The organism is Paenibacillus diazotrophicus, assembly GCF_042610465.1.
Window position 1 is genome coordinate 15,405 of the sequence record NZ_JBGJZN010000015.1, and the last position, 23,243, is coordinate 38,647.

The following is a 23,243-nucleotide window of genomic DNA, read 5'->3' on the forward strand; positions in this document are numbered from 1 at the left end:
CCTAAACTGTAAAAGAAAAGACCGGGCTAGAGGCTTGGCACCCGCCCGATCTTCCTTAAGGGAATGAATTATTTATTGTTCGCGGCTTTCCAGGCGTCGATTTGGGTCTGTGCTTCTGCGATGATTTTGTCGAGTCCGGCAGCTTTGAATTTCTCAATCGCTTTTGGCAGATATTCGTCAGGATCTACGGTTCCTGTCATGAGCGGCGCCCAGAACTCTTCCTTCACGTTCTGTACAGCGGCAATTTCATTCGTTACCTTGGAGGTATCAAAGTTGAAGCCGAGCAGAGGAGCATTGACGCCTGCTTCGTTAAACTTCTTGAACTGCTCCCATTTGTCCGCAGGGTCGCCTTCGTTCAGATAATTGATCATGATATTGCCCAGAGAGAAGGACGGCATATCATAGTTTTGCGCTTCCGGCAGGTTCTTGATGGTGTTATCATTGATTTTCTCGTAATGTACGCCTTCGATACCCGAGTCGATCAGGTTGCGCAGATAAGGATCGGTGTTCAGCAGGTTCAGGAATTCCATAGCCTTTTCCGGATGCTCGGAGTTAGCTGAGATCGCCTGCATTGAACCCATTACGGACCAGTTATAGATGTAAGATTCGCCTGCAGGGCTGGAGACAACAGGGTAGCCATAGCTGGCCGTCCACAGATTATCAGCCATAGGCTGTGTAGTAGCACGGTCCATGAACCATTTGCCGGCTTTATACAGATCATCCACAGAGGAGGTTGTTGCTACTTCAGATGATACATAACCTGCCTTGTAATATTTGTGTACGGTTTCAAGACTGGATTTCAGCTCTGGACTTTCCAGAATGTTGACGATTTTATAGTCCTTGGTATCCAGATATACGGCCATTGGCATTTTTTCAATAATATAATCGAAAGGCAGTACCGGCATGTAGTCCTTTACCATCGCATATGGTGTGACGCCCGGTTCGTTTTCCTTAATGGTCTTGAGCATAGGTTCAATGCTGTCCAGTGTGGTTGCACTGCTGATATCGAACTTATATTTGTCTACAAGCTCTTTGTTGAAGCGCCATACTTCCTGTGCCGGAAGCTCTTTGTTGGCCGGGATTGCATAGTTGTGTCCGTCAACCTTGGACCCTTCCAGGAATGCCGGGTCAATGGTAGACTTGATGTCTTTACCGTACTCATCAATCAGGCTGTCCAGTTCCATGAATGCGCCTTTGCGGGCATTCTGCACATAATCCAAGGCCCATGAACTGGTAAACATAATGTCCATAGGTTCACCGGAGGCTACCTTAACCTGCATTTTTTGCGAATAGTCGCCGTAGTCAAGCATATTGATTTTGAGAGTTGCGTTAATTTTCTCTTTGGTGTATTTGTTGATTTCAGCCACGACCATGTCCAGATCCTTCTGCGGCGCACCGATGGTGTACCAGATCAGCTCGACCGGCTTCTCCGAATTGCCTTTGGATCCCGAAGCAGAATCACTAGAGCTTGCATTGTTCGAACCACCGCCACATGCGCTAAGCAGTACTGAGAATGCCATCATCGATGTCAGTAACAGGGCCAACCGTTTGCTTTTCTTGCTCATTCTTTATAACCTCCCCTTTATTCACCTCGATACTGCAGGACCATATGAAGGTCTGTTCGGCCTCTGTCCTCTCAAGGATTATCTTAACTTTAGTTGATGTAAGCATTCTCAGACAGAAGCTAAACTAAATAAATCATGTAGAAAATAAAGAAAAGAACTTGCCCGGCAGACAGCCGTTACACAAGTCCTTTATATTCGGTGGGGGAAATTCCCACATATTTTTTGAATTGCTTATAGAAATAACCGGTCTCCCAGTAGCCGACATTCCTGGCGATTTCATGCACCTTGGATGAGGTTTCGCGCAGCTGTTCCTTGGCTTTCTCAATCCGGTAGCGGTTAATATATTCAGTGAACGTATCCCCTACTTCCTTGCTGAACAGCTGTCCCAGGTAGACCGGGTGGATATTGAACTGTGCCCCAAGTGTCTTCAGCGAAATATCCTCCGCATAGGACTCCTGAATAAATTTAAGCACCTGCTGCACGACCGGACTCTTCACATCACGGATCAGCAGATCAATCGTGAACGATGCGGCGTCCTTTAGAATCTGAATCCATTCGTGAATCGAGGTGGTTTCGCGAAGTCTGCGGAAGCCCTCCTGGAACAGTTCGGGATCTTCACAATGCCTGATTTCCTTCAATTGCATTTTTAAGCGGATCAGCCATTCCATGGAGAAATCCTGGAGGACCTCCGGAGTTACGCCTTCCATATGCCGCAGCTGCTCGAACCGCTCATCAATCCGCTGCAGCAGCGCCTCCTTATCCTTGGCGAGAATAAGCTTCTGCACCTGCTCCCAGTTCTGGGTGACCTCACGCCCGTCCGCCTCACTTCGGCCGGCGATCTCCTCATAGCGGATCACTGTCCGTTCCGGAAACAATATGAAATATTCCCGGGCTTTCTTCGCCTGCGCGTAGCTTAGGGCTGCTCCTCCTTCTGTCTCCACAACAGACCCCAGCGAGAAGCAAAGCGGCTGATAGGATGACAACCGCTTCTCCAGTTGCTCATGACAATGCTCAACCTCTTCCTTCCCGCGCTGGTATTCACTTAAACCATGCAGAAGCACGGCATCCCCATCCATATCCTGAAAAATAATAGTAGAGCTGCTGTCCCCAAGCGCATTCGCAACTGCCTTCATAAATTCCGTATCGCCTGCCCCTCTTCCCGGCCGCAGCAATGCAGCCAGCAATAGCGGCTTGTTCAGCTGAATACCCAGCAGTTCCGAGCGCTCCCGGAATTCGCTGCTTCCAATCTGTTCCCGGAGCCAGCGGTGCATAATATTATCTCTTAATATAGAGAAGCTCTGCGCGTTCAATTCATCTTCCACTCTGCTCATATGAAGCTTCTCCACCGTATTGTTCAGTGTAGCCTTGAACTCCTCCAGATTAATCGGCTTCAGCAGATAATTCTCAATGCCGAGTGTCATACCTTCCTTGAGATAACCGAACTCATCATACCCGCTGAGAATAATGACCTTCAGCGCCGGCTGGAGGACGCGGACTTCACGAATCAGATCCAGTCCATTCATCAGCGGCATGGAAATATCGGTAATCAGAATATCGGCACGGAGCGAAGTGAGCGCCTCTAGGGCCTCCTGGCCATTCTCCGCCCTTCCGACAATCTCCATCCCCATTCCGGCCCAATCGACAATATCATACAGTCCTTCAATGATAAAAGGCTCATCATCGACGATAAACACCTTATACATAGGTCGGTTCCTCCTCTCCCAGATCTGGAAAACACAAGGTCACGGTGGTTCCCGCACCTTCCTCGCTCGCTATGGCTAACCCGTGGGGCTCCCCATACAACAGTTTCATCCGTTCGTGAATGCTCCGCAGTCCGAAAGACTGAGAAGAACTGTCTGTATCCAGTAGATTCTGCTGAATCTGTGCAAGCCGCTCCTGCTTAATACCACGGCCATTATCCTTAATCACTGCCCGGAGTATACTGCCTTCCTTGACCAGATGAACCCCGATATGGTTATCGCTGCGGTCGGTCCGCATCCCGTGGAGGATATAATTCTCGACGATGGGCTGCAGGGACATCTTCAGCACGACCCGCCCTTCAAGATCCTTGGGGCAATGGAGCTCATAGGAGAATTTATCCTTATACCGGATGCGGAACAGCTCCAGATAGAGCCGGCAGGCTTCCAGTTCGTCCTTCAGGGTATGCTTTGCCTTGGGATGGACATAGCTTTTGAACAGAACAGAAAGACTGTAGATCATCTCTCCGACATCTCCCGCCCCCTGCGAAATAGCGCGCATGCGGATGACTTCCAGTGTGTTATAGAGAAAATGCGGGTTGACCCTCGCTTCCAGCGCAGCAATCTCGCTATGCTTCTGCTTGATCTCCGCCTTGAATACCCGGTCGATGTAAAGATTCAGCTCGTCCAGCATATCATTGAAGCTTTTGGAGATCTGGCCCAGCTCGTCTTCCTTCACATCCGTGATGCGGGCATCCAGATCCCCATTCTTCACCTTGCGGGTAAAGCGGATAATGTTATGCGCCCGGGTGGCAAAATTACTGATAAACAGCGTGGGCGTGATAACCGCAAACAGTATGCAGATCAGGCAAATGGTAATAATCATGTTGCGAAGACCGCTGTAAGTGGCCGCCAGCTCCTTTTCCGGCACCGCACTCAGTACAGTAAAGCCGCCCTGGGTATGCGTCAGCTTCGTGATCAGCATGCCGTTCACTTCCTCGCCGTCGGCATAGATCGCTTCAATCTGCTCAGGATAAGGATACTTCTTGCCATAAAATGTCCCGGAGCTGTCAAACAATACATCATTGTCAGCCGACAGCACGATAATATCGCCTTTGAAGTCATCCTTGTAGTCCCCCATGCTCGACCAGATATGGTCTGCATCATAGAATACCAGAAGCTGCCCGATATTCCGCAGCGACTGCTTATCATTGATCGGTACACGGATGGAGAACATGGGCGAATCTGCGAGGGATATCGTTTTGCGGACCCAAATATTTGGAGTCGTTACACTGCTGGCTTCTTCCAGATACAAGGCATCCGGCACAAATGAATGTGCTGCATTAGTAGAAATAATATTGAAATTCTCCCGTTCGTTGAATACGTACAGCTGCTGTTTGGCAGAACTGTAGAGCAACAGACTGCGGATATCCGGATCATCCTCCATCTGGTTGCGGAAGAACTGTACACTGTCCGTGGTGGTGCTGCTCTCATTGAGATAGCGGTCAAGCCTGTAGGTGACATAATCCTGATAAGGATGCTCCAGCAAGTAGGACGTATTGGCTGTAAGTTCGCTGTCCCGGTAGACATCGCGCATCATCGTCTGCACGGCATCGTATTTATGCTGCATATAGTTGTTCACGCTCTCCACGGTCCGCTTCTGGATCTCCAGCTGTCTCTGCACTACGGATTGTGACATCAGCAAGAACATCAGATAGGAGAATGTAATCGTGGTTACCACCGCTATAATAGAGAAGATCAGGATGATCTTCATGAACAGATTATTCTTGAAATGCTTTTTGTACCATTTGCCGGGGAGCAGCATAAGGTCCCTCTCCCTCCTATTCGTGCAGGTTGATTGCCACATTATATCACGCAAGAGGAAACGGCTGCTGAGATCCCATCCCAGGGAGGGTCGGTTCAGCAGTAATAGAAGGCCTAGCTTATATCACGAATGCGGGCGCTCTGTGCGCGGGGCGTGAGTGTGGCGGAGGCCGCCGCTGCCACTCCAACAACGGCATTTTTGCCGCTAATCACATCGCTGTCAGTTGCTCACACACCATAGTTCTAATTCAACAATAAGCTACGGACAAATGTGCAAACAGGGTAAATTCTAAAGGTTTACTGTACAAAATAAAAGTTAACTCTTTCAAGCATACCCGCTGGCGAATGTATGATTGAATGAACTTGATTAAAAAACGTTGTATGACTTTGCTATGAAGGCGCTAGCCCTGAACGAAGGCTAATGTTCACTTGTCTGCCCTGCGAGGTATGATCTTCCGCGATAGTGGATACAGTAACATCAGGTCTAGGAGGCAACGTTCACATCACTTGGCTGTTGCTTCCGATGTATATTTGGCTTAACAAAGAAAGCAGTGCTCACAAATCTCTAGGAGGATACCAATGGACACGCACGAGTTCGTGGAGAAGTTTCAGGAGAATATGAAAAAAGCGGAGAAAAACAAGCGCCGCGGCAAAGGTTCACCGGAAGCCAGACTGGCAACTAAGCAGCACGGCACGAATAAATAACATCAAACAAAGGGGATGCCCGCTCAGCCGGTTGGCTTTGACGGACATCCCCTTTTCACACGGTTCTATAGGTTATTTGCTCAATTTGGCAACACTTGAAGCCACTTTCTCAAGCTGGGTTTTGCTCAGCGCTTTATCCGGCGAGCTCAGGGTGATGTAGCGGTCATCCAGTTTGAAGTTCAGCATCGGGATATCCGAAGGCGTATACCATTTGCCTTCTGCTCCGGTCGACAGCTTCACTGGGGTGCCGTCATATTCGTAAGAGTAATCCCGGGGGGAGATATCCACGTTCATGTGGCTGAAGAGAAATCTCACACCATCGGAGCCTTCGGCTACCTTCTGGAAGGCGTCTCCATTGACCATTTGCATGGGTGCATAGGCTGTCTCGAAGCCCTGGAAAGCAGCAAATGCCTTGGTGATGGCTTCTTTTTGTGCAGCACTGTATTGAACAGTAGCTAGTGTAACGGCCGATCCGTTACCTGGAGTGGTTGTTCCCGCCGAACCCAATATGACCTGATTGGTCGAAGGATTGAAGGTAACCGGCACCTTGAGCGCATCCGCCACCGCACGCACAGGCAGGTAAGTTGTGTCATTATAAGTGATTGGCGCAAGCGTTCTGCCATTGTTGTCTACCGGCGTATACTTGGCACCATTGACTTGGAACCCGATGCTGTGATTAAGATACGCGCTGATCTTCTGCAGGTTGGTTCCTGCATATACGCCCGCCGAGCCTGTAACGGCCATTCCGAATACCATGGTTGCTATGATCATTTTTTTGCTTTTCATTATTATCGTCTCCTTGTGAATTCGTTTGTGGTGTTCGTTGCTATAGATACATTTAATCATCAACTTGTTTCCAACTTGTATCGTGATTGTAAAGAAATAATTCAAATCCGCCGGCCAGGAACCGGGACATTATATACTTCGGTGTACAGGATTTCTCTAAACTTCAGGAATTCCTGCTTCGTTGCCGGCCGGGGATAAGTCATTAAGCGCAGCGGAAGATCAGCCTGCCCTTCACGCAGCGGAGGCTGCACGTAATCATACGGATTCAGATAAAAGCCCAGCCGCTCATAAAAGCCGATCCTGCGTGCTGCAATCTCACTTTCAGGAAGCTCCACCTCCAGCACAACCGGCTTGTCTGATCCGGAGAGATAGGTCTGCATCAGCTTCTTGCCAATGCCGCTCCCGCGAACCTTCGGATGAACCGCAAGATGCTCAACAAAGCTCAGCTCCGGGAATTCCCATGCGGCCAGGAAGGCCTGAAGGCGCTTCTCCGTATCCAGTTCGGTATGGAGCTGGTAGCAGGGATGGTCTAGCAGTGCTTTTTGCCCCATGAAGGTTCTTATCTCAGTGTCAGGAAAGGAGGCTTCCATAATGGCGTAAATTTCATCAAAAGCTGTAGGGTTCATATTCATCGTCTTTGTCCTGCTTTCTTGATAGTTGCCGGTCAGCGGCAAAAGATTCCTTTAATAATTTACCCTTAATTGCTCGGGGATCACCGTAAAAGATATACATATACCTCATTAGTATAGCCTGCATTAGCATTACCAGGTATTAGGGCTAACTGGTACAACGGTGGAAATAGTCACAGAACATTCTGCTGTTATCCCCTCATTTAGCATCTGGTACTAGGAGAACGTGCTATACTATATCTATTGAAAAAACATCACGTTTATATTAGGAGAGATTCATTTTGGACAATCAACATTGGATTGCACCTGAATTCTACAATCTCACTTCGGAAATGGAGCACCATCCAGCCGATAAGATTGCACTCAAGTGGCTGCAAGAGAACGGAAATTACGAAGAAATCACCTATGGTGAGCTTATGAAGCAGGCGAGCCGCCTTGCCGGCGGACTATCCGGTCTAGGCTTTAAGCAAGGTGACCGTGTGCTCGTCATGGTCCCGCGCCGCATTATCGCTTACGTCATTTATCTGGCCTGCCTGAAGCTCGGGCTTGCCGTTATTCCTTCTTCCGAAATGCTCCGGGCCAAGGATCTGGCCTACCGGCTGCGTCATTCCGAAGCCAGAGGAGTTATTGTCTGGTCTGAAGTGACCGGAGAAGTTAATAAGATCACCGAAGATATGCCTGCACTTGATTACCGCCTCTCGGTTGGCGGAAGTGAAGACACGCTTGGCAGCGGATGGACTGACCTGGAGGGACTGATGGACGGCCAGCCGGAGACGTTCCCAACTGTAGCCAGCCGCCGCGATGACATTGCTATTCTGGCTTATACCTCGGGCACAACCGGCAATCCCAAAGCTGTCGTTCATACGCATGGCTGGGGGTACGCACACCTGAGAATCGTCTCTTCTCTCTGGTTCGATATCCGTGAATCCGATACCGTCTGGGCTACAGCCGCACCGGGTTGGCAGAAATGGATCTGGAGTCCTTTCCTCACTGTTCTTGGCAACGGAGCAACTGGCTTTGTCTATAACGGACCTTTCCATCCGGACCGGTATTTACAACTGCTACAGGATCAGGAGATTCAGGTATTGTGCTGCACACCAACCGAATACCGCTTAATGGCCAAAACCGAAGGTCTGCCACACTATGACCTGTCCAAGCTGCGCTGTGCCGTATCCGCTGGTGAACCGCTCAATCAGGAGGTCATCAATACCTTCCAGGAGCATTTCAATATTACCATCCGCGACGGCTACGGACAGACGGAGAGTACGCTGATTATTGCGGCACTCAAGGATGAACCGATCCGTGTCGGCTCCATGGGGAAATCCATTGCTCCCGGCATTGTTGAAGTAATTGACGAAGAGGGGAACCCGATGCCTGCAGGAGTCGTGGGAGATATTGCCGTGCATTTAAGCATGCCTGCCTTGTTCCAGAATTATTATAAGGACCCTGAACGCAAGGTGAACTGCTCGCATGGCGAATATTTTGTTACCGGAGACCGGGCCCACAAGGATGAGGACGGCTACTTCTGGTTCGAAGGCCGTGGCGACGACATCATCATCAGCTCGGGATATACCATTGGACCGTTTGAAGTGGAAGAAGCCCTGATGAAGCATGCAATGGTCAAGGAATGTGCCGTAGTGGCAAGTCCTGACGAGATCCGCGGTTCAATTGTCAAAGCCTTTGTAGTACTGAAGGACAACGGCGCGGGTACACCGGAATTGGTCAAAGAACTGCAGTCCCATGTTAAAGAATGGACAGCCCCTTACAAATATCCGCGCAAAATTGAATTTATCGCGGATCTCCCAAAAACCGCCTCCGGTAAAATCCGGCGCGTGGAATTGCGGGAGCAGGAAAAGAAGGCTGCTCAGGAATAGCTGCTCCACTGGAAATAATCTAAACACGGTAAGTTTCCTCTATAGATAATCAAACGGGTGTCTCCCTCAATATGGGAGACACCCGTTTTGGTAGCCGTGGAGATATGAACATTTTTAATAAGTTCTCCCGCGCTGCTTCATCAAAGTCACCAGCAGCAGGCTTGTACAGACCAGACCAAACACGATTGTAGTCAGAATACTCGCCTCCAGGCCGAAGCTTCCGCCAGTCATCCAGGCAGGGCCTTCCAGCGTCACCGGATATAGGCCTTGTGGTATTTTCCCGCTGACCGAGACTCCAAACACATACCCCTGAACCAGATTCCATGAGAAATGCAGCGCCATAGCAAAATACAAATTCCCCGTCCGAAGGGTCGCCCAGGAAAAAACACAGGCAATCAACACAATATTCAGTGCACTAATTGCATTATAGCCGGGGTTGGCCATATGGGCCGCCGAGAACAAAACAGAGGTGATGGCTATAGCCCACACCGTTCCCAGACGGCTAGCCAGCAGATGCTGAATGTATCCCCTGAACAGAACCTCTTCGCAGATTCCGGCGATGCAAGCAGTGACGATCAGTCCGGGCAGATCTAATTGACTGAAATGAGGCCACAATCCCGCATTCTGAAAAGCAGCATTTCCAAGCGACCATAGAACGGTAATGACCATAGTCAATAATACTGTCCCGCTCAGGAAACCTTGGGTGAATCTTTTCATATCCGGCCTCGACAAGCCTATGGAACTGAGCGGACGCCTGCGGATGAACCGGACCGTAAAACGAACTACGATCAGCGTATAGAGGCCGCTTGATTTGAATACCCGCACCCAGCCGTCCGGATCAAACAGCTGCCTGGAATTCACCCGTAGAGATAAACCAAAAGTCATCACCATGACCAGAAGAAAAATGGTTGCGGCAACAAGAAGGAGTTCCCATCCGGCCCGCAGCTGGCGTGTTTGATTTCTGAATATGTAGCGCACCACAATTCACCCTCTCTGTATACTCTGTCTATTAGACAGAGTAATGAGAGGGAACACTGCAAGAATGCAGGAAGTTATTCTGACCAATAGTTTGCCGATGGATTCAGCGCTGCGCCAACTTCCCCTTCGAGAACCAGATCGCAGTCCAGATAACCTTCCTCATCCAGAAAATAAACGTCCTGCTTGTAGAATTCGCAAAGGGTCTCCAGAAACTTCTCCGGGGAATCGCACATCACGACCAGGTCGCCGTAATCATGCAGCAGGTCGCAGATCCGCTCGGTTCCGTCCTCACTTTGCAGATAACAGATGAAATCACTTCCGTAGTTGGTCAGGATAGGCAGCACAGTACCTCCGCCGCTGTAGCCCTTTTCTTCCAGAATACTTCGCAGCACCTGAACTTCCTGCGCATATTCCTGAATATGAATCAGCCGGTAGCCCGGAATGAATTCGACCAGACTGGGCTCCTCTTCTTCGCTGCTGGTACCGGAAACCTGGCTGTAGATTGCCTCCAGAAGCTTCGGCGCGTCCGGTACGATGCCGCTGATCGCCGGGCCTCCTGCCGCTCCCCCGCTCCCTAAGCTGTCAATATAGCCGGGACGCAGTCCAGCGGACAACTGGAGAAACTCTTGAAATAGGCGTGTTAATGATTCATTCGATGAATTGTTAAGCATGTTGTCATCCTTTACTTGATTCGTATTTGAGAACCGTCAAAAAGCGGAGCGATAGGGAATCCTCCCCGTCTCTCCGCTCTATGGCTTTACTTATTTAGTGGCCGAAACCCACATTTTCTGCAGCCAGGCGTCAAAATCCTCGCCCTTCTCGCCTTCATATGCATCGTAGACATCGATCCTCATCTTCTTCAGCTTCTCCTTGAACTCTTCATACGAATGATCCCGCGGAAGACTCTTCTTGATGCGCAGCACAATCTTGGATACACCTCTGAACAGCTCAGGTTTGTTCTTGGACGGGACTTTGACCTCTTCACCGAAGGTCTTCAGCTTCTCGTATGCAGCTTCTTGGACGGTATATACAGGATCGCTGATCATCAGACGATTCAGAATATCGATAATTTGTTTATGGTTATAGCGGCCAAGCTCCTCCACGGCCTCAAGACGTGCTCTCCAATCGGCAGAGCGCCCGGCAGCCTTCTTCAATTCCTCGTAATTCTCCGGCAGCCCGTTGTTCATATCTTCATTATTCAAACGTTACAATCCCCTTCTTGGTTAAATCTGCTGTTCGTATACCAGGCTTGATATTCTGAACTTTCCTAAACAAGCCTATATAGTGCAATTCTACCGTACTGCAGCCGTTTATTTCAATCTTTTGGGCAAAATATTAATCTTCTGCTGCCAGGAGGTGTAGCAGATTATCCACCCGGGAAAGCCTCAGCAGCAGCCTGCGCCCCGCCAGATCCTCGACATATAAATTCCGGTCACCCGACCAGCCTTTTAGCGCAAGTTCTACTGTTATCCACGACCCGCCCTCGGTATCCCGCATATAGCTCCTATCATTTCCTCATATCATCCCCGTTTATTCATGCATGGCCGCTTAACAGGTAGCATGTCCGAACAGGAGTAAAAAACAACTCAAATTGGATTTTATCCCCAATGCAGGGTAGCTATATGATAAGGTTATGTTATTGCATTTGCACAGGCTCAATCCACACTGAAAGGAAGTAACTCGATATGGAGCTTTTTATTTCTCAGGCATCAATTCCAGCCGACGATACCTATGTATCAGACAAAATAAGAGATTTTAACTGGAGCCATCTTCCTGACTCCTTAAAAGGCAAATACCAGGAAATACATCTGTTGCTTAAAAATGCGGAGGGGGTTAATTACGGCGGTCTTACCGGTGAAATCTGCTGGAACTGGCTGGAGGTGCGCTACCTGTTCGTGGAAGAATCCTGCCGCAAAACCGGCTATGGTAGCCTATTGATCGCTGAAGCGGAGCAACTTGCCCGCAGCAAAGGCTGCGATTTCATCAAGCTCGACACCCTGAGCTTCCAAGCGCTGGATTTTTACCTGAAACATGGTTTTGTGGTGTATGGCACCCTTCCCAATGCCTGAGGTTACAACCACTATTATCTGAAAAAGGATCTCTGAGCAGTGTTCCGCTTTCTTTTCAAATATACTGTCCGTACCCGTAAATGATCGCCACCAGCAGCACCGCCACAAGAATGCCCGGCAGCAGATTAGCCACCTTGATCTTAGTAATCCCCAGCAGATTGAGGCCTATAGCCATAATCATTACCCCACCGGCTGCGGTCATCTCGGTTATCATGCTGCTCATCAAGGCATCTGGAACAAAACGGGTTATCTGTGTAGCGCACAGAGCAATGGCTCCTTCATAGAGGAAAACGGGGATTGCGGAGAATAATACGCCCATGCCCATAGTAGAGGTCAGTATTATCGATATAAATCCGTCCATGATGGACTTGGTATACAGAATCTGATGATCCCCCTTCATCCCGCTGTCCAGTGCGCCCAGAATGGCCATTGCACCGACCACGAACACCAGACTTGCGGTGACAAAACCAAGCGACAGGCTTCCTTGCTCGCCTGAACCTATCTTACGCTCCAGCCATTCGCCTACCCGGTTAAATTTCTCATCAAGATCTATCAGTTCGCCTGCCACGGCTCCGATGACGAGACTGAGAATGACAATGAGAAAGTTTCCGCTTTTGAAGCCCATTTGAATACCCAGAACAATAATGGCAAGGCCAATCCCCTGCATGACTGTGTTTTTCATACTCTCTGGAATCCGCTGCAGCAGCTTGCCCAGCAGTGTTCCTGCAACAATCGCAATCCCGTTAACTATAGCGCCTAGTAGTACCATTCTTTTTGCTCTTCCTCCACACTTCCCGCTTGATTTCTTCCCAAGGAAAAAATGAACAGCTGCATATTTAATGAATCCAAGTACTCTCCCTAGTCTAACAACTACCTTAACTGCGTCAATAGTCTATCTTCATGTTATATACATTCTAAGGAATTCTGAAGAAATTCAGATCCGTAGTAGCATCAAGCGGGCAGTGTCCAGTAAATTGACAATTTTCTGGTTTCGGTGGTACGCTCAACGAGTGTTCTTTAAACCGAACGGATTCCTAGAACAAAGCATTACAAATCCAAGTAAGGAGATATTCTATGAGTGACGGGTATGGCCTGGATACAACAAGCTTTTCCAGAGAGCTCCAGCTTCTTTTAGCAGTCCTTAATACAGACGACATCGATGACATCGCCAGACAGAACCGGCAGTTGTTCATGGATATCGACTGGGGGCTATGGGTACAGTTGTCCCTGCATCATCGAGTATTTCCTTATATTTATCCCAAGCTCAGCCGTATGAGGGAAGAGCATGTGCCCACAGAGGTTACCCGGCGATTGAAATGGGAATTCCGCAGAAACACTGTTCAAATGTTACAGCTCAGCGGGGAGATGGGGTATATCGGAGAGGAGCTTGCGAAGCTGCAGATTCGTTCCTTGTTCCTAAAAGGGCCGGTGCTTGCCCAGGAGCTGTATGGCGATATCTCGCTGCGCACCTCGCGCGACCTAGATTTTATCGTGCCGATGGCACAGCTGGCTGAAACGGAGTCCCTGCTCGTCCGTCTTGGTTATGTGAAGGAGGAAGACTTCGAAAGTATATTGGGAGACTGGAAATGGCGGGAGCATCATACCACATTCAATCATCCGGACAAAGGCATTAAGGTCGAGGTGCACTGGCGTCTAAGTCCCGGCCCTTCCAAGGAACCCGGATTCGACGAGTTGTGGACGCGTGCCCGGACGAGCAGCCACTTCGGGAAGAATGTCTATTATCTGGGCAGCGAAGACTTGTTTCTTTTTCTGGCAGCCCATGGGGCCCGCCATGGCTGGTCGAGATTAAGATGGCTGCTGGATATCCGTCAGCTTCTGCTGCATAAGCCCGACACCGGCAAACTGACCGCACTGCTGCAGCGGTACAATTACAAGGATGTCGCCGGTCAGGCGCTTCTGCTTGCTGCCGATCTGCTGGCCGCCCCGGTCGAGCCTGCACTGGCCAGCCTCGCAGAGCGGCCCAAGGCGCGGCGGATCGCCCGTCTGGCGCTTTTCTACGTGGCGCGCATGATCAATCTGCACAACCCTCCTCTGGAGCCGGACGCAGAGCGGCATTATAAATACTATCAGCCGGCGATCCTGTCGCGCTGGCATCAGTTTCTGTACATCACCAGCTTCTTGTACCCCTATGCGGTAGATGCCAAGACTCTGCCTCTGCCAAAGAAGCTGCACGTGCTCTACTTTCCTTTACGTCCTTTCTTGTGGACTTGGCGCAAGGTGAGCGGCCAGGAGAAATAGGAGGCTAATATTGACTAATCGGCCTCCTACCACCGCTTCGCATAGCGGAGTACAACCAGTCAGACACGCACAATATGCTTCTACTGCAGAAAGTAATGCAGATTACAGCTTTCTGCACTCAAAAAAAGGATTCTGCTGCACTTTCTGCAGCAGAATCCTTTACTTTTGTCCCTTGATAGGGTCTCCTCCTCTGGAGAAGAATCTATTGCAGAGAATGCAATCAGAGACTCGGCAGAGACTCACCCGCAGGACCTACATTGCCTCTTCCTGGCTGCTGAGCAGGCGGCTGAACATACCGCCTTTTTCCGAGGCCAGGCCGCTGAACACTCCCTGCTGGATCACCCTACCCTGGTCAATGACCAGGATCTGATCTGCTCCCCGGATGGTCGACAGCCGGTGTGCAATGACGATAACTGTAACAGACGACTTCAAACGCTCCAGTGCCTCCTGAATCCGCTTCTCATTCTCGGTATCCAGCGCACTCGTCGCTTCGTCCAGCACCAGGATGGAAGGCTTGCGGATGATTGCCCGTGCCAGTACAAGCCGTTGCCGCTCTCCGCCGGATAGACGGACCCCGCGGTCACCAAGCAGCGTATCGAGCCCCTGGGGCAGCTTGCGGACAAAGTCAGCCGACGAGGCAAATTCCAGTGCCTCCCACAGATCTTCCTCAGTTGCATCCGGCTTGATCATCGTCAGATTATCCCGGATCGTCGCATTATATAGAAAAGGGTCCTGCGCCACATAGCCGATAGAACGCCGGTAGGGCAGCAGCCTCTCCCCGGTAACCGGTTTCCCGTCCGCCAGTATTTCTCCCGATTCCGGCTGCATCAGTCCCATAAGCAAGTCCACTAGCGTGCTTTTCCCCGCACCGGAGCGTCCAACAATAGCAGTCATTTGGTTTGCCGGAACCCGCACATTCACACCGCGCAGAGAGTACTCCTGCTCTTGCGGATTATAGCGGAAGTCTACATTACGCGCCTCCAGGCTATACTTAAGCGTCAGTCCTGCAACCGCATCTCCGGATTCACCCTGTGCACCATGCTCCACAGCCTGCAGACATTCCTCCTGCAGCAGCTGCAACTGCCTAAAGGAAGGCAGCACGGAAGCCAGCTGCTCCAGCAGACTCTGCAGCGTGGAAAAGGTCGGCCACAGCCGGGCAAACACCAGAATCACCAGCAGCAGATAAGGTCCTTCCACATGCAGGAAACGGAAGGAGACGAAGATAAATAACGCAATCAGCAGCGTCGAAGACATTTTGTACAGCAGCTGGGAGTTCGTGCGCAGCCGCGTATAATCCAGCTGCTCTTTTTTGACCTCGCCGGTGAATTCATGCATCCAGCCTAGCCGGGAGTCTTCCAGGTTGTTGCTCTTGATATCCTTGATGCCGTTCAATTGATCCGTAATCCCGGCCAGATACTGCTTGCCTAGCTCCGAACTCCGGCTGCCCAGCCTCTTCGCTTTACGGATAAACCGACGGGAGAATATGGATAGCAGAACCGCGCAGACGAGCACGGCAAGAGTCATCCGGGGAGACAGCCAGAATGCGAATCCAATCTGCACCAGCGTGAACAGCAGCGAAGTCAGGAACTGCAGAAAACCGCTGATCCCTGCAAGCACCCTCGCGAGCTCAGTCGTCATTACATTAATAAGGTCGGAGGTGCGCTTTTTCAGAAAAAAAGACCACTCCGCCCGCAGCAGTGCACCATACACCTCATATCGCAGCTTCCGGCCGTAGTTCTGCTGGATTTCGACATTCCTTATGGATACAAAACGGGTGATCAGATTCTGGAAGAGTACAATGAATACATAAGCGCCAAGCACCAGTGCAAGCGCTTCGGTCTGCGGCAGGTCTGATAGGAAATCGAGCATAGGCAGATCGAGACCCGCCGCTTTTCCCCCGAGCTGAATGCCAGCCATACCTAGCATGGGCACCAGCAGTAGAACAGCAGAACTCTCCAGTAGGCCGCTGATCACCATGCCAAGCAGATTCAGATACAGTGTGATTCCGGACAAGCGCTGAAGCTGCCGGATGTAATACATTATCGCTTGCATGAACCCACCTCGATCACTCGGTATGTAACACTTTGGCGAATTTCTCTACCACCACAAAGCCCTTCATGGCATCATCGCCAGAGACGTAATAAGAGCCGCTGCGCAGCCAGGCGTGAGCAATCATCTGTCCCTGCTTGTCCTTGGCGACCCCCATGTACAACGTGCTCTCGATCCCGCGTTTTTCGAGCATTTTGAGTCCTGCTACCGCCCGGACCATACAAGTGCTTTTCCAGGGTGTATAACGGCTCATGACTCGTATCGCTTTGGTTATATGCTGAATACGGGCGATATCGCTTTCTTTGGATACCACAGGAGTCTCATGAGACTGTATACCCAGCCGGGGAGCCGTTTTGGCAAAGGGAAACAACAGCTGGATCCGAACGAGAAAAAGCCTCCAAAGCGCCTCAGGAATGAGGGCCAAGGCGGCTTTGTCCACCGTCAGCAGTAAGCGTAGACGCCGCATGGTAATCATGGCTGACTTACAATAGCCGCGAGATCCTCATTCAGCAGGCTCTGCAAAAAAGCAAACACATCCTGGCGGGCGGTCTCTTCCGGAACCTCGAAGCTCTCCTGAATCACTTCTACCACCCGTGCTGCAGTTATAGGTGACGCGAGCGCTGTCCAGATTTCTCCGCCAACTTCACCCAGATTATAATACTTGCCATTCTTAACATTCAGCATGACCTTCTCGCCGTCCATATCACTGGCAATATTCCCCTCACGCTGTACTAGCACGGATTCGGGGGACAGTACACCTGTAGTATTCATATTCATGGATTCCTCTCCTTTATCTGTTGCTGCTGCAACGCTTCAAGAATAAGTGCGGTTTGCTGCGGAGCACTGAAACCCTGTTCAGGCCGGGTCATCCGATACATCGGCAGCCGCCCCACAAAAGAAGCCAGCATTCCGAAATGCCATTCACGGATACCGATCCGGTCGACAATTGCCTTTTGATAGGTATGATTGTACAGGGTGTGGAATCGCTCCATCCCGTTAATCACCTGCAGGCTGACCGGAGCCTCCGGCGCAGCAGATAATTCAAACAGGCCCGCAAGCTGCAAAGGCTCACTATAAAAGCGGTCATGTACAGGTACTGCATACTTGGTCTCCCTCTCAAACAGCGGGCGGTAGAGAGACGAATTCATTCCCAAATAGTCCAGGCTCTGCTGCCACAGCTTCTGCTGAGGATAACCTGGAACGGCTAATGGATATCCATTTTGCACCATAACGGGAATAACGTCGTCACTGATCAGCGGACATCCCTGATCCATGAGATAGGAGGCCAGCGTTGATTTGCCTGCCCCTGAACGCCCAACGAATGCGTATGCTTTGCCCTCAATAACAAGCGCGCTTCCATGAAGCGGAAGAATCTGTTTCTGCATTAGCAGAATCCCCATGCAGCTGCCCAGAATGAAGAGTCGGATACAATCCGGATCTGCTCCTGGAGCCGGCGATACTGTAATCGTATTTCCATTCTGAATGGCAAAGATGGCTGTACCCTTCGCCTCGAACATGACCTCATGCCCGGATACCCCAAGGCTCGGCGTGATCTTCGGTATAACTTCCCAGCGCTCATTCAGATCTTCCTGAATAACCGAGACGTTGCCCATCATCCCCGGCTCACTGGTAAAAGGAAGCTCCGGCAAAGAGATTTCGCTGTTGATTTGCAGACCAAATGCTTTGTAAGCCACACCTTGAGCGGTACTTGCCATACGATTCACTCCATATCTTTGAGTTCACCCGCTTTTGGGTGGATATTGTAAAGATAGCCCTTATCCCCCTCCAGCAAGCTCAGGGGGATGAGGGCCTCGCGAATCAAAAGTATCTTAGGAGTAATGTACAACCTCATCCGGATCATCTTGGAAGGAGTCGACGAGAGCGAGACCCGCTCCAGCCATAGTCATTTTTACGTCAAGCACTTCCAATGCAGGCTTGCTGTATTCCTTTTTCATAGTTGTCACCTCCTTTCAAACATTCTTTCATCAGGATAGACGCTTCAAGAAACGATGGAATACCAATCCCCGTGTCAGAAGGCGAAAATCCGAATTGAAAATCAAATGGGGTTCGGGCTCACTACCCAGCCGGTTCAAACATCCGGCGAGCCCGGGACTATTCAGATAAGCTGAGGTGCGGGGATCTTTGATCATTTCGTGAAGCTCTTCTATAAAAGCATCCCACCTCGGAAGCATCCGGTAGATCCCATCCGCACCCTGAACGCCGCGCCGTTTCCGGTTCAGCCGCACTTCATCCGGCAGCAGTCCGTCCATCGCCCTGCGGATCAGCGAGCGGTCCACCCCATTCTGTACGTACTGGCTTTCCGGCACGGAGAGACAAAAGCGGATCACGCGCAGATCATTCGTGGGGTCACGGTCCCACACCCGGTATTTCAGCGACAGCTTCGTGGCTACCGTACCATTCGTGTTCCAGACATGCGGCTGTTCAAAATGCTTGCGCCGGATATCATAGGCGGTCTGGGAAGATCCACTGTTAATCCCCAGCGCCTTTAGCCGTACCCCCACTTCCGTCCGCTTGGCGAACTCAGGGTGAATCAGATCAGGAAGAGCTTGGTGTTGCTTCGCTGGCAACAGCCCAGCCAGGGACGGAAAGGCTTTTTTGCCGACAATCTGAAATACCTTCTTGCGGTTGGCTTCCATTGACTCATTGTACTTCCGGTTTTCCCGGTAAAAGGATATCCAGCGGAATTCACGAATCAGCTTGGCCTGATAATCCAGCGCCGGCCCCCAGGATACACTCCAGTTGCCTCTCTGGCCGCTAAGCAGTACGCCAATGTTCTTCATTTGCGCCTGTTCAAAGATCCCTTTTAGCCAGTAGGAATTCTCGATAAATTTATAAGGCATCTCCATAATATCCAGCCACTCATCCATGTCATTGTAAGGACTCAGATCGGGAAAATTCAAAAAGTTAGGCTGAATATTCCCCACATGATTGATGGTTTCCTGAATATAGGGACGCTCGTCGGCGACACGTCTGCCGATATTGAAATCGACAAAGTTGTCTACCGGATAGGAACTGAAGGTATGCAGCGGCCGGCCCTGGCGGCGAAGCTCTCTAGCTGCGAAACTGACTACAGAGCCGGAATCTAGACCCCCGCTCAGATTGGCTCCAACCGCTCTATGTGTCCGTAGCCTGTCCCGGACTGCTTGCCCAAACACCTCACGGAAAGCTTCCTCGTACTCCCGGTCCGACCGTAACCGCAGCTCGGCTGGAGCCTGCAGTGTGCAGTAGCGGGAGAACAGGATATTCCCGCCGCTGACGGAAATCGAATGGGATGGCGGCAGTTGTTCAATGGATTGATAGACGGTGGAGTAAAGGTCCGAAACATCGGTCCGTGCATGGATGGCCAGGAACTCGGAGGCCCATCCCTCATTCAGTGTCCGGTCCGCGCCCGGCATCGACAGGAGCGGATGAATGACGGTACAAAAAGAAAACAACCCTCTGGAACGAAGGAAGTAGAGCGTCCGGTTTCCGGAGAAATCTCTGGCCCCGAACAATGCCCGTTTCCGTTCATCCCATATCATAAAGGCAAAGTCACCGACAAGATAAACCGGTGCCTGATCGCCCCATTTCTCATATGCGAGCAGAATAAGCAGACTGTCCGGCATGGAGCTTCTATCCCCCTGCGGCACTTGAAGCCGTTCGAACAACTCTTCCCGGTTATCAATAATGGCGTCAGCCGTAATAGCCAGTCTCCGCTCAGTATCGTAAAATGGAAGCGTCTCTCCGAGGGATTGCGGCGTGATCCACTGTGTCAGACAGCCCAGGAAAACGTCTTTGCTCTGCCACATCCCCGCCTCATCAGCAGGATAGCGGTTAAGCTGTTGCATTAGGGCTGGTCCCTGTTCCGGGTCCAGAGGTTCATGCTGCAAATGATAGATTCCGGCGATCGCGCTCATGGTAAGGCCCCCACCTGGTTCAAAAGCCTCCACCTGTGCTTCCTGAAAGCACGGATTGGAGCTTTTTCACTGGTTCTTAATAAAGAACATTTCGTTATATATAAGATAACGCCCATCCCATTAATTGTGAATAACACCAGCGGGTACTTTTAGGTATCCTTTAGCGTATTGACACTTCGCGCATTGTATGTTATTCAGCACCATTCTCTGGGAGTAGAGACCATAGGACCTACAGGTATAGGTCCGATTCTAAAGAGTACTTTCGTCGTCAACTATTGGGGAGGACAATCATATGCTAGCGGAGAGAATGGCAGGGGTAGGCAAATGATACGCTGGAGGATGCGTTCAACGGCTCAAATGCAGAATGAGAAATTTCTCTTAGACTGCCTTACAGCGTCATGAACTGCCCCTGCCGCGCAAGAAAGGCTTCCTTTTCTTTGTAATCCGGCATTACACTCCCAAGGCGGCGCCAAAAGGAGCGGTCATGGTTCATATGCAGCAGATGGCATAGCTCATGGATGATAACATAATCGATGACTTCTAGCGGAGCCATAGCGAGCCTATAATTGAAGGTCAGCTTTTTATCCGAGCTGCAGCTCCCCCACTTGGTCCGTGACTCTACGATTTCAATGGATCTGGGCTTCACCTTCAGCACTGTCTGATATTGGATAATCCGCTCGGCGACGATTTTTTTGAGGCTGGCCGAATAGAACTTCTTCAGCTCTAGCTTCAGCTTCTCCTCATCCCGCTCACCGGTTTCAATCAATTCGTGCAGCAGAACCTCCTTCCCGAGGTAGAGGAACCGCCCTTCCTGCTGATACTCCTTGGGAGCCGGAAGCTGCCTGGCCGCTGCATTCCTCTGCAGACTCTCCAGAATCCATTCTTCATGCCGCTGCACTGCATCACGGATGGTCTCTTCCTTGGTGCCCGTAGGCACCTTAACTATAATAAGCCCCACCATATCAATCTGTAGGGAAATTTTCTTCCGTTTTGAATACTGAACATGAAGCTGCAAGGTCTGATCTCCGAGTTGAATCTGCATAGCCACCATCGTTTCTGTAAGTTAGACATTTTCTTAAGCTTAACATGAATGCACTATTGATTTCGATAAAATCCCACTCCGTGGAAATATCAAGCAATTTCCACGGGCGGGGTCCAGTGCAGGTTGTCGTTCATTCCGTAAAACTGTCTCGGAATTACACACCTACAGCTTCTGCCGGGTTCCGGTTTCGGCTGCTGCGCGAATCTGATCAAACAGCTTATGGATTGCCATAGCGGTATAAAAATCCGGCGCGTTGCGGGTATTCTCCCGCAAGTCTCTGTTAATCCCCTGATAAAGCTGAGCAACATTATAGGCAGGACCAGTGCTCAACCCTTGAGGCACCCGGTCATATTTTGCCGGAACAGCTAATACCTTAAAGCTCTTATCTCCGTCCTGTGCCCCCTTAACTACTAAGGAATCGATTTGGAACATGAAATTGTCCTCGGATACCAGCAGCAGGTCTCCTTCGGTACCGTTAATCTCAAGTAGCAGGTTACCCTGATACGTATTGCGGATTTGGCTGCTCATCACGGCTCCGTTCGCCAGAATACCCTGCACAGCTACATGATCTGGTGATGTGGGATGAATAAATGCTCCAGTTTCCATTACCTGTACCTGTGCCGCATGGGTTCTCAAGATGGCAGACAGCTCGGAGAAGGGCCCCAGTATATGCATCAGGCCATCCAGCAAATGCCCCGCAGTAATAGTTAACACATTGGCCCCATGGGTATCTTCCAAGAGATATTGATGAGCTAGATCTATTTGTTTGGAACGTGTCGGGTAGACTGGTACCGAGTAATTGCAATGTACAGCCCTAATATCTCCAACATAACCATCAGCAATCAGATCCTTCACGTAGTTAACCGCCGGATTGGCCCGGGCCTGCAACCCGACAAAATGACGGACTCCCTGACTCTCCGCCGCTTGAAGCAGATTGGCCGTCTCAGCCGTAGTCCGTCCGAGCGGAAATTCACAAAACACATGTTTTCCGGCCTCAAGAGCGATTCTTACCAGCTTATCATGCTCGGGAACCTTTACAGCAACCGTCACTAGGTCCACGTCAGGATGCCGTGCCAGCTCATTGGGGTCAGTAAAAGCATTCGGAATGCCATACCGCTCCGCGGTCTCATCCGCACTGGCTTGGCGGGTCGTGCTGATCGCGGTCACCTTGAAGTTAGGCAAAGCCTGCAAGGCAGGAAGATGCGCCGCAGTCCCCCAGCTTCCATTCATACTCGCACCGATTATTCCCACTCTCCATACTTCCTTGCTCATCATAAAGCCCTCCTTATTGGTCTAGACATACAATAATCTAAATACTAGACTTAGGTAAGTAGGCACTTATACGTTCGCTAGGTACTCAAAAGTGCATAGGAGGTGTGTTATGATGACCAGAAAGGCAGCAGTCAAGCCAGATATCTCGCTCACAGCATGTGCTTATCGGCGGATGCTTGAGATCATATCGAACAAGTGGGCAGTGCTTGTTATTTATGCCTTGGAGGATGGGACCAAACGTTACGGTGAAGTGAGGCACCGCATTTCCGGCATATCGCAAAAAATGCTGACCCAAACGCTTCGCCAGCTGGAGAGAGACGGATTCGTCACACGCGAGGTTCATCCTTCCGTCCCTCCGTTCGTCGAATATACCCTAACCCCGTTAGCGCATACACTGCTCCCGCACTTGCACCAAATGAAGCAGTGGAGCAACAAACATTATGCACTTGTCGAACAGGCCAGAAATGAATATGACTCCAAAAACGACCAGCTCCCGCTGTCCGAATAACCATCCCTTATAAGAATGACCAGAAAGGGCATGTTCCCGCAGCCGCTTGCCGGCTTCTGGAACATGCCC

23 protein-coding genes are annotated in these 23,243 nt (G+C 50.5%); 5 read left to right on the forward strand and 18 right to left on the reverse strand.

Going from position 1 to position 23,243, the window contains the following annotated elements; all coding sequences use genetic code 11:
• Nucleotides 1-68: 68 nt before the first annotated feature.
• The 3 genes from ACAN54_RS29205 to ACAN54_RS29215 form a co-directional block, all read right to left on the reverse strand.
• Nucleotides 69-1,565 (reverse strand): ABC transporter substrate-binding protein, encoded by a 1,497-nt coding sequence (locus ACAN54_RS29205; protein ID WP_379164109.1) that lies wholly within the window; start codon nucleotides 1,563-1,565, stop codon nucleotides 69-71.
• Between the two features lie 176 nt (nucleotides 1,566-1,741).
• Nucleotides 1,742-3,268 carry a response regulator gene (locus tag ACAN54_RS29210; protein ID WP_379164112.1) on the reverse strand — a complete coding sequence of 509 codons (1,527 nt, stop codon included), beginning with the start codon at nucleotides 3,266-3,268 and terminating at the stop codon, nucleotides 1,742-1,744.
• Complete coding sequence (locus ACAN54_RS29215) at nucleotides 3,261-5,087, reverse strand: cache domain-containing sensor histidine kinase (RefSeq protein WP_379164115.1); 1,827 nt, start codon at nucleotides 5,085-5,087, stop codon at nucleotides 3,261-3,263. Before ACAN54_RS29215 ends, ACAN54_RS29210 begins: the two co-directional genes overlap by 8 nt.
• Nucleotides 5,088-5,665: 578 nt before the next feature.
• Between ACAN54_RS29215 and ACAN54_RS29220 the strand changes: the two genes are divergently transcribed.
• Entirely contained in the window at nucleotides 5,666-5,791 is a 126-nt protein-coding gene (locus ACAN54_RS29220; RefSeq protein ID WP_074084383.1) for a DUF4023 family protein, read from the forward strand.
• 72 nt (nucleotides 5,792-5,863) lie between these two features.
• Here the strand turns inward: ACAN54_RS29220 and ACAN54_RS29225 are convergent, their stop codons facing one another.
• Both ACAN54_RS29225 and ACAN54_RS29230 read right to left on the reverse strand, forming a co-directional pair.
• Entirely contained in the window at nucleotides 5,864-6,577 is a 714-nt protein-coding gene (locus ACAN54_RS29225; protein WP_379164121.1) for a stalk domain-containing protein, read from the reverse strand.
• Between the two features lie 101 nt (nucleotides 6,578-6,678).
• Nucleotides 6,679-7,203 carry a GNAT family N-acetyltransferase gene (locus ACAN54_RS29230; protein WP_379164204.1) on the reverse strand — a complete coding sequence of 175 codons (525 nt, stop codon included), beginning with the start codon at nucleotides 7,201-7,203 and terminating at the stop codon, nucleotides 6,679-6,681.
• Between the two features lie 281 nt (nucleotides 7,204-7,484).
• Between ACAN54_RS29230 and ACAN54_RS29235 the strand changes: the two genes are divergently transcribed.
• Entirely contained in the window at nucleotides 7,485-9,080 is a 1,596-nt protein-coding gene (locus ACAN54_RS29235; RefSeq protein WP_379164207.1) for an acetate--CoA ligase, read from the forward strand.
• Nucleotides 9,081-9,194: 114 nt separating this feature from the next.
• Here ACAN54_RS29235 and ACAN54_RS29240 read toward each other — a convergent pair whose 3' ends face one another.
• The 4 genes from ACAN54_RS29240 to ACAN54_RS29255 form a co-directional block, all read right to left on the reverse strand.
• Entirely contained in the window at nucleotides 9,195-10,058 is an 864-nt protein-coding gene (locus tag ACAN54_RS29240) for a CPBP family glutamic-type intramembrane protease (protein WP_379164124.1), read from the reverse strand.
• Nucleotides 10,059-10,132: 74 nt separating this feature from the next.
• Entirely contained in the window at nucleotides 10,133-10,729 is a 597-nt protein-coding gene (locus ACAN54_RS29245; protein ID WP_379164127.1) for a hypothetical protein, read from the reverse strand.
• A 90-nt stretch (nucleotides 10,730-10,819) separates the two neighbouring features.
• Nucleotides 10,820-11,260 carry a HEAT repeat domain-containing protein gene (locus tag ACAN54_RS29250; RefSeq protein WP_379164130.1) on the reverse strand — a complete coding sequence of 147 codons (441 nt, stop codon included), beginning with the start codon at nucleotides 11,258-11,260 and terminating at the stop codon, nucleotides 10,820-10,822.
• Nucleotides 11,261-11,393: 133 nt separating this feature from the next.
• Nucleotides 11,394-11,555, reverse strand: coding sequence for a hypothetical protein (locus ACAN54_RS29255; RefSeq protein ID WP_379164133.1), 162 nt, complete (start codon nucleotides 11,553-11,555; stop codon nucleotides 11,394-11,396).
• Nucleotides 11,556-11,743: 188 nt separating this feature from the next.
• On the opposite strand from ACAN54_RS29255, the gene ACAN54_RS29260 reads away from it, so the two are divergent.
• Nucleotides 11,744-12,127, forward strand: coding sequence for a GNAT family N-acetyltransferase (locus ACAN54_RS29260; protein WP_379164136.1), 384 nt, complete (start codon nucleotides 11,744-11,746; stop codon nucleotides 12,125-12,127).
• Between the two features lie 55 nt (nucleotides 12,128-12,182).
• On the opposite strand, the gene ACAN54_RS29265 is transcribed toward ACAN54_RS29260, so the two are convergent.
• Nucleotides 12,183-12,896 carry a DUF554 domain-containing protein gene (locus tag ACAN54_RS29265; RefSeq protein WP_379164140.1) on the reverse strand — a complete coding sequence of 238 codons (714 nt, stop codon included), beginning with the start codon at nucleotides 12,894-12,896 and terminating at the stop codon, nucleotides 12,183-12,185.
• A 305-nt stretch (nucleotides 12,897-13,201) separates the two neighbouring features.
• Here ACAN54_RS29265 and ACAN54_RS29270 point away from each other — a divergent pair, with 305 nt between their 5' ends.
• Entirely contained in the window at nucleotides 13,202-14,386 is a 1,185-nt protein-coding gene (locus ACAN54_RS29270) for a nucleotidyltransferase domain-containing protein (RefSeq protein WP_379164143.1), read from the forward strand.
• A 252-nt stretch (nucleotides 14,387-14,638) separates the two neighbouring features.
• Here the strand turns inward: ACAN54_RS29270 and ACAN54_RS29275 are convergent, their stop codons facing one another.
• The 8 genes from ACAN54_RS29275 to ACAN54_RS29310 all read right to left on the reverse strand — a co-directional run bounded on the left by ACAN54_RS29275 (nucleotide 14,639) and on the right by ACAN54_RS29310 (nucleotide 22,666).
• On the reverse strand, nucleotides 14,639-16,438 hold the full coding sequence (locus ACAN54_RS29275; protein WP_379164146.1) for an ABC transporter ATP-binding protein: 1,800 nt from the start codon (nucleotides 16,436-16,438) through the stop codon (nucleotides 14,639-14,641).
• 13 nt (nucleotides 16,439-16,451) lie between these two features.
• Complete coding sequence (locus ACAN54_RS29280; RefSeq protein WP_379164149.1) at nucleotides 16,452-16,910, reverse strand: lasso peptide biosynthesis B2 protein; 459 nt, start codon at nucleotides 16,908-16,910, stop codon at nucleotides 16,452-16,454.
• Nucleotides 16,907-17,212, reverse strand: coding sequence for a lasso peptide biosynthesis PqqD family chaperone (locus ACAN54_RS29285; RefSeq protein WP_379164152.1), 306 nt, complete (start codon nucleotides 17,210-17,212; stop codon nucleotides 16,907-16,909). Before ACAN54_RS29285 ends, ACAN54_RS29280 begins: the two co-directional genes overlap by 4 nt.
• Nucleotides 17,209-18,150: an aldolase gene (locus tag ACAN54_RS29290; RefSeq protein WP_379164155.1), complete on the reverse strand. Its 942-nt coding sequence runs from the start codon at nucleotides 18,148-18,150 to the stop codon at nucleotides 17,209-17,211. The genes ACAN54_RS29285 and ACAN54_RS29290 overlap by 4 nt, the downstream gene beginning before the upstream one ends.
• 114 nt (nucleotides 18,151-18,264) lie before the next feature.
• A complete protein-coding gene (locus ACAN54_RS29295) occupies nucleotides 18,265-18,390 on the reverse strand; it encodes a paeninodin family lasso peptide (RefSeq protein ID WP_379164158.1) in 126 nt (41 codons plus the stop codon).
• Between the two features lie 30 nt (nucleotides 18,391-18,420).
• Complete coding sequence (locus ACAN54_RS29300; RefSeq protein ID WP_379164161.1) at nucleotides 18,421-20,352, reverse strand: asparagine synthase-related protein; 1,932 nt, start codon at nucleotides 20,350-20,352, stop codon at nucleotides 18,421-18,423.
• 388 nt (nucleotides 20,353-20,740) lie between these two features.
• Nucleotides 20,741-21,394 (reverse strand): M48 family metallopeptidase, encoded by a 654-nt coding sequence (locus tag ACAN54_RS29305; protein ID WP_379164164.1) that lies wholly within the window; start codon nucleotides 21,392-21,394, stop codon nucleotides 20,741-20,743.
• Nucleotides 21,395-21,556: 162 nt separating this feature from the next.
• On the reverse strand, nucleotides 21,557-22,666 hold the full coding sequence (locus tag ACAN54_RS29310) for a Gfo/Idh/MocA family protein (protein ID WP_379164167.1): 1,110 nt from the start codon (nucleotides 22,664-22,666) through the stop codon (nucleotides 21,557-21,559).
• Nucleotides 22,667-22,775: 109 nt separating this feature from the next.
• Between ACAN54_RS29310 and ACAN54_RS29315 the strand changes: the two genes are divergently transcribed.
• Entirely contained in the window at nucleotides 22,776-23,174 is a 399-nt protein-coding gene (locus ACAN54_RS29315; RefSeq protein ID WP_379164170.1) for a winged helix-turn-helix transcriptional regulator, read from the forward strand.
• Nucleotides 23,175-23,243: the final 69 nt, after the last annotated feature.

What these genes read in the sequence shown, in the direction of transcription:
- ACAN54_RS29205 (WP_379164109.1), bottom strand. Translation starts at nt 1,565, where the DNA reads ATGAGCAAGAAAAGCAAACGGTTGGCCCTGTTACTGACATCGATGATG.
- ACAN54_RS29210 (WP_379164112.1), bottom strand. Translation starts at nt 3,268, where the DNA reads ATGTATAAGGTGTTTATCGTCGATGATGAGCCTTTTATCATTGAAGGA.
- ACAN54_RS29215 (WP_379164115.1), bottom strand. Translation starts at nt 5,087, where the DNA reads ATGCTGCTCCCCGGCAAATGGTACAAAAAGCATTTCAAGAATAATCTG.
- ACAN54_RS29220 (WP_074084383.1), top strand. Translation starts at nt 5,666, where the DNA reads ATGGACACGCACGAGTTCGTGGAGAAGTTTCAGGAGAATATGAAAAAA.
- ACAN54_RS29225 (WP_379164121.1), bottom strand. Translation starts at nt 6,577, where the DNA reads ATGAAAAGCAAAAAAATGATCATAGCAACCATGGTATTCGGAATGGCC.
- ACAN54_RS29230 (WP_379164204.1), bottom strand. Translation starts at nt 7,203, where the DNA reads ATGAACCCTACAGCTTTTGATGAAATTTACGCCATTATGGAAGCCTCC.
- ACAN54_RS29245 (WP_379164127.1), bottom strand. Translation starts at nt 10,729, where the DNA reads ATGCTTAACAATTCATCGAATGAATCATTAACACGCCTATTTCAAGAG.
- ACAN54_RS29255 (WP_379164133.1), bottom strand. Translation starts at nt 11,555, where the DNA reads ATGCGGGATACCGAGGGCGGGTCGTGGATAACAGTAGAACTTGCGCTA.
- ACAN54_RS29260 (WP_379164136.1), top strand. Translation starts at nt 11,744, where the DNA reads ATGGAGCTTTTTATTTCTCAGGCATCAATTCCAGCCGACGATACCTAT.
- ACAN54_RS29265 (WP_379164140.1), bottom strand. Translation starts at nt 12,896, where the DNA reads ATGGTACTACTAGGCGCTATAGTTAACGGGATTGCGATTGTTGCAGGA.
- ACAN54_RS29270 (WP_379164143.1), top strand. Translation starts at nt 13,202, where the DNA reads ATGAGTGACGGGTATGGCCTGGATACAACAAGCTTTTCCAGAGAGCTC.
- ACAN54_RS29275 (WP_379164146.1), bottom strand. Translation starts at nt 16,438, where the DNA reads ATGCAAGCGATAATGTATTACATCCGGCAGCTTCAGCGCTTGTCCGGA.
- ACAN54_RS29280 (WP_379164149.1), bottom strand. Translation starts at nt 16,910, where the DNA reads ATGATTACCATGCGGCGTCTACGCTTACTGCTGACGGTGGACAAAGCC.
- ACAN54_RS29285 (WP_379164152.1), bottom strand. Translation starts at nt 17,212, where the DNA reads ATGAATATGAATACTACAGGTGTACTGTCCCCCGAATCCGTGCTAGTA.
- ACAN54_RS29290 (WP_379164155.1), bottom strand. Translation starts at nt 18,150, where the DNA reads ATGGCAAGTACCGCTCAAGGTGTGGCTTACAAAGCATTTGGTCTGCAA.
- ACAN54_RS29295 (WP_379164158.1), bottom strand. Translation starts at nt 18,390, where the DNA reads ATGAAAAAGGAATACAGCAAGCCTGCATTGGAAGTGCTTGACGTAAAA.
- ACAN54_RS29300 (WP_379164161.1), bottom strand. Translation starts at nt 20,352, where the DNA reads ATGAGCGCGATCGCCGGAATCTATCATTTGCAGCATGAACCTCTGGAC.
- ACAN54_RS29305 (WP_379164164.1), bottom strand. Translation starts at nt 21,394, where the DNA reads ATGCAGATTCAACTCGGAGATCAGACCTTGCAGCTTCATGTTCAGTAT.
- ACAN54_RS29310 (WP_379164167.1), bottom strand. Translation starts at nt 22,666, where the DNA reads ATGAGCAAGGAAGTATGGAGAGTGGGAATAATCGGTGCGAGTATGAAT.
- ACAN54_RS29315 (WP_379164170.1), top strand. Translation starts at nt 22,776, where the DNA reads ATGATGACCAGAAAGGCAGCAGTCAAGCCAGATATCTCGCTCACAGCA.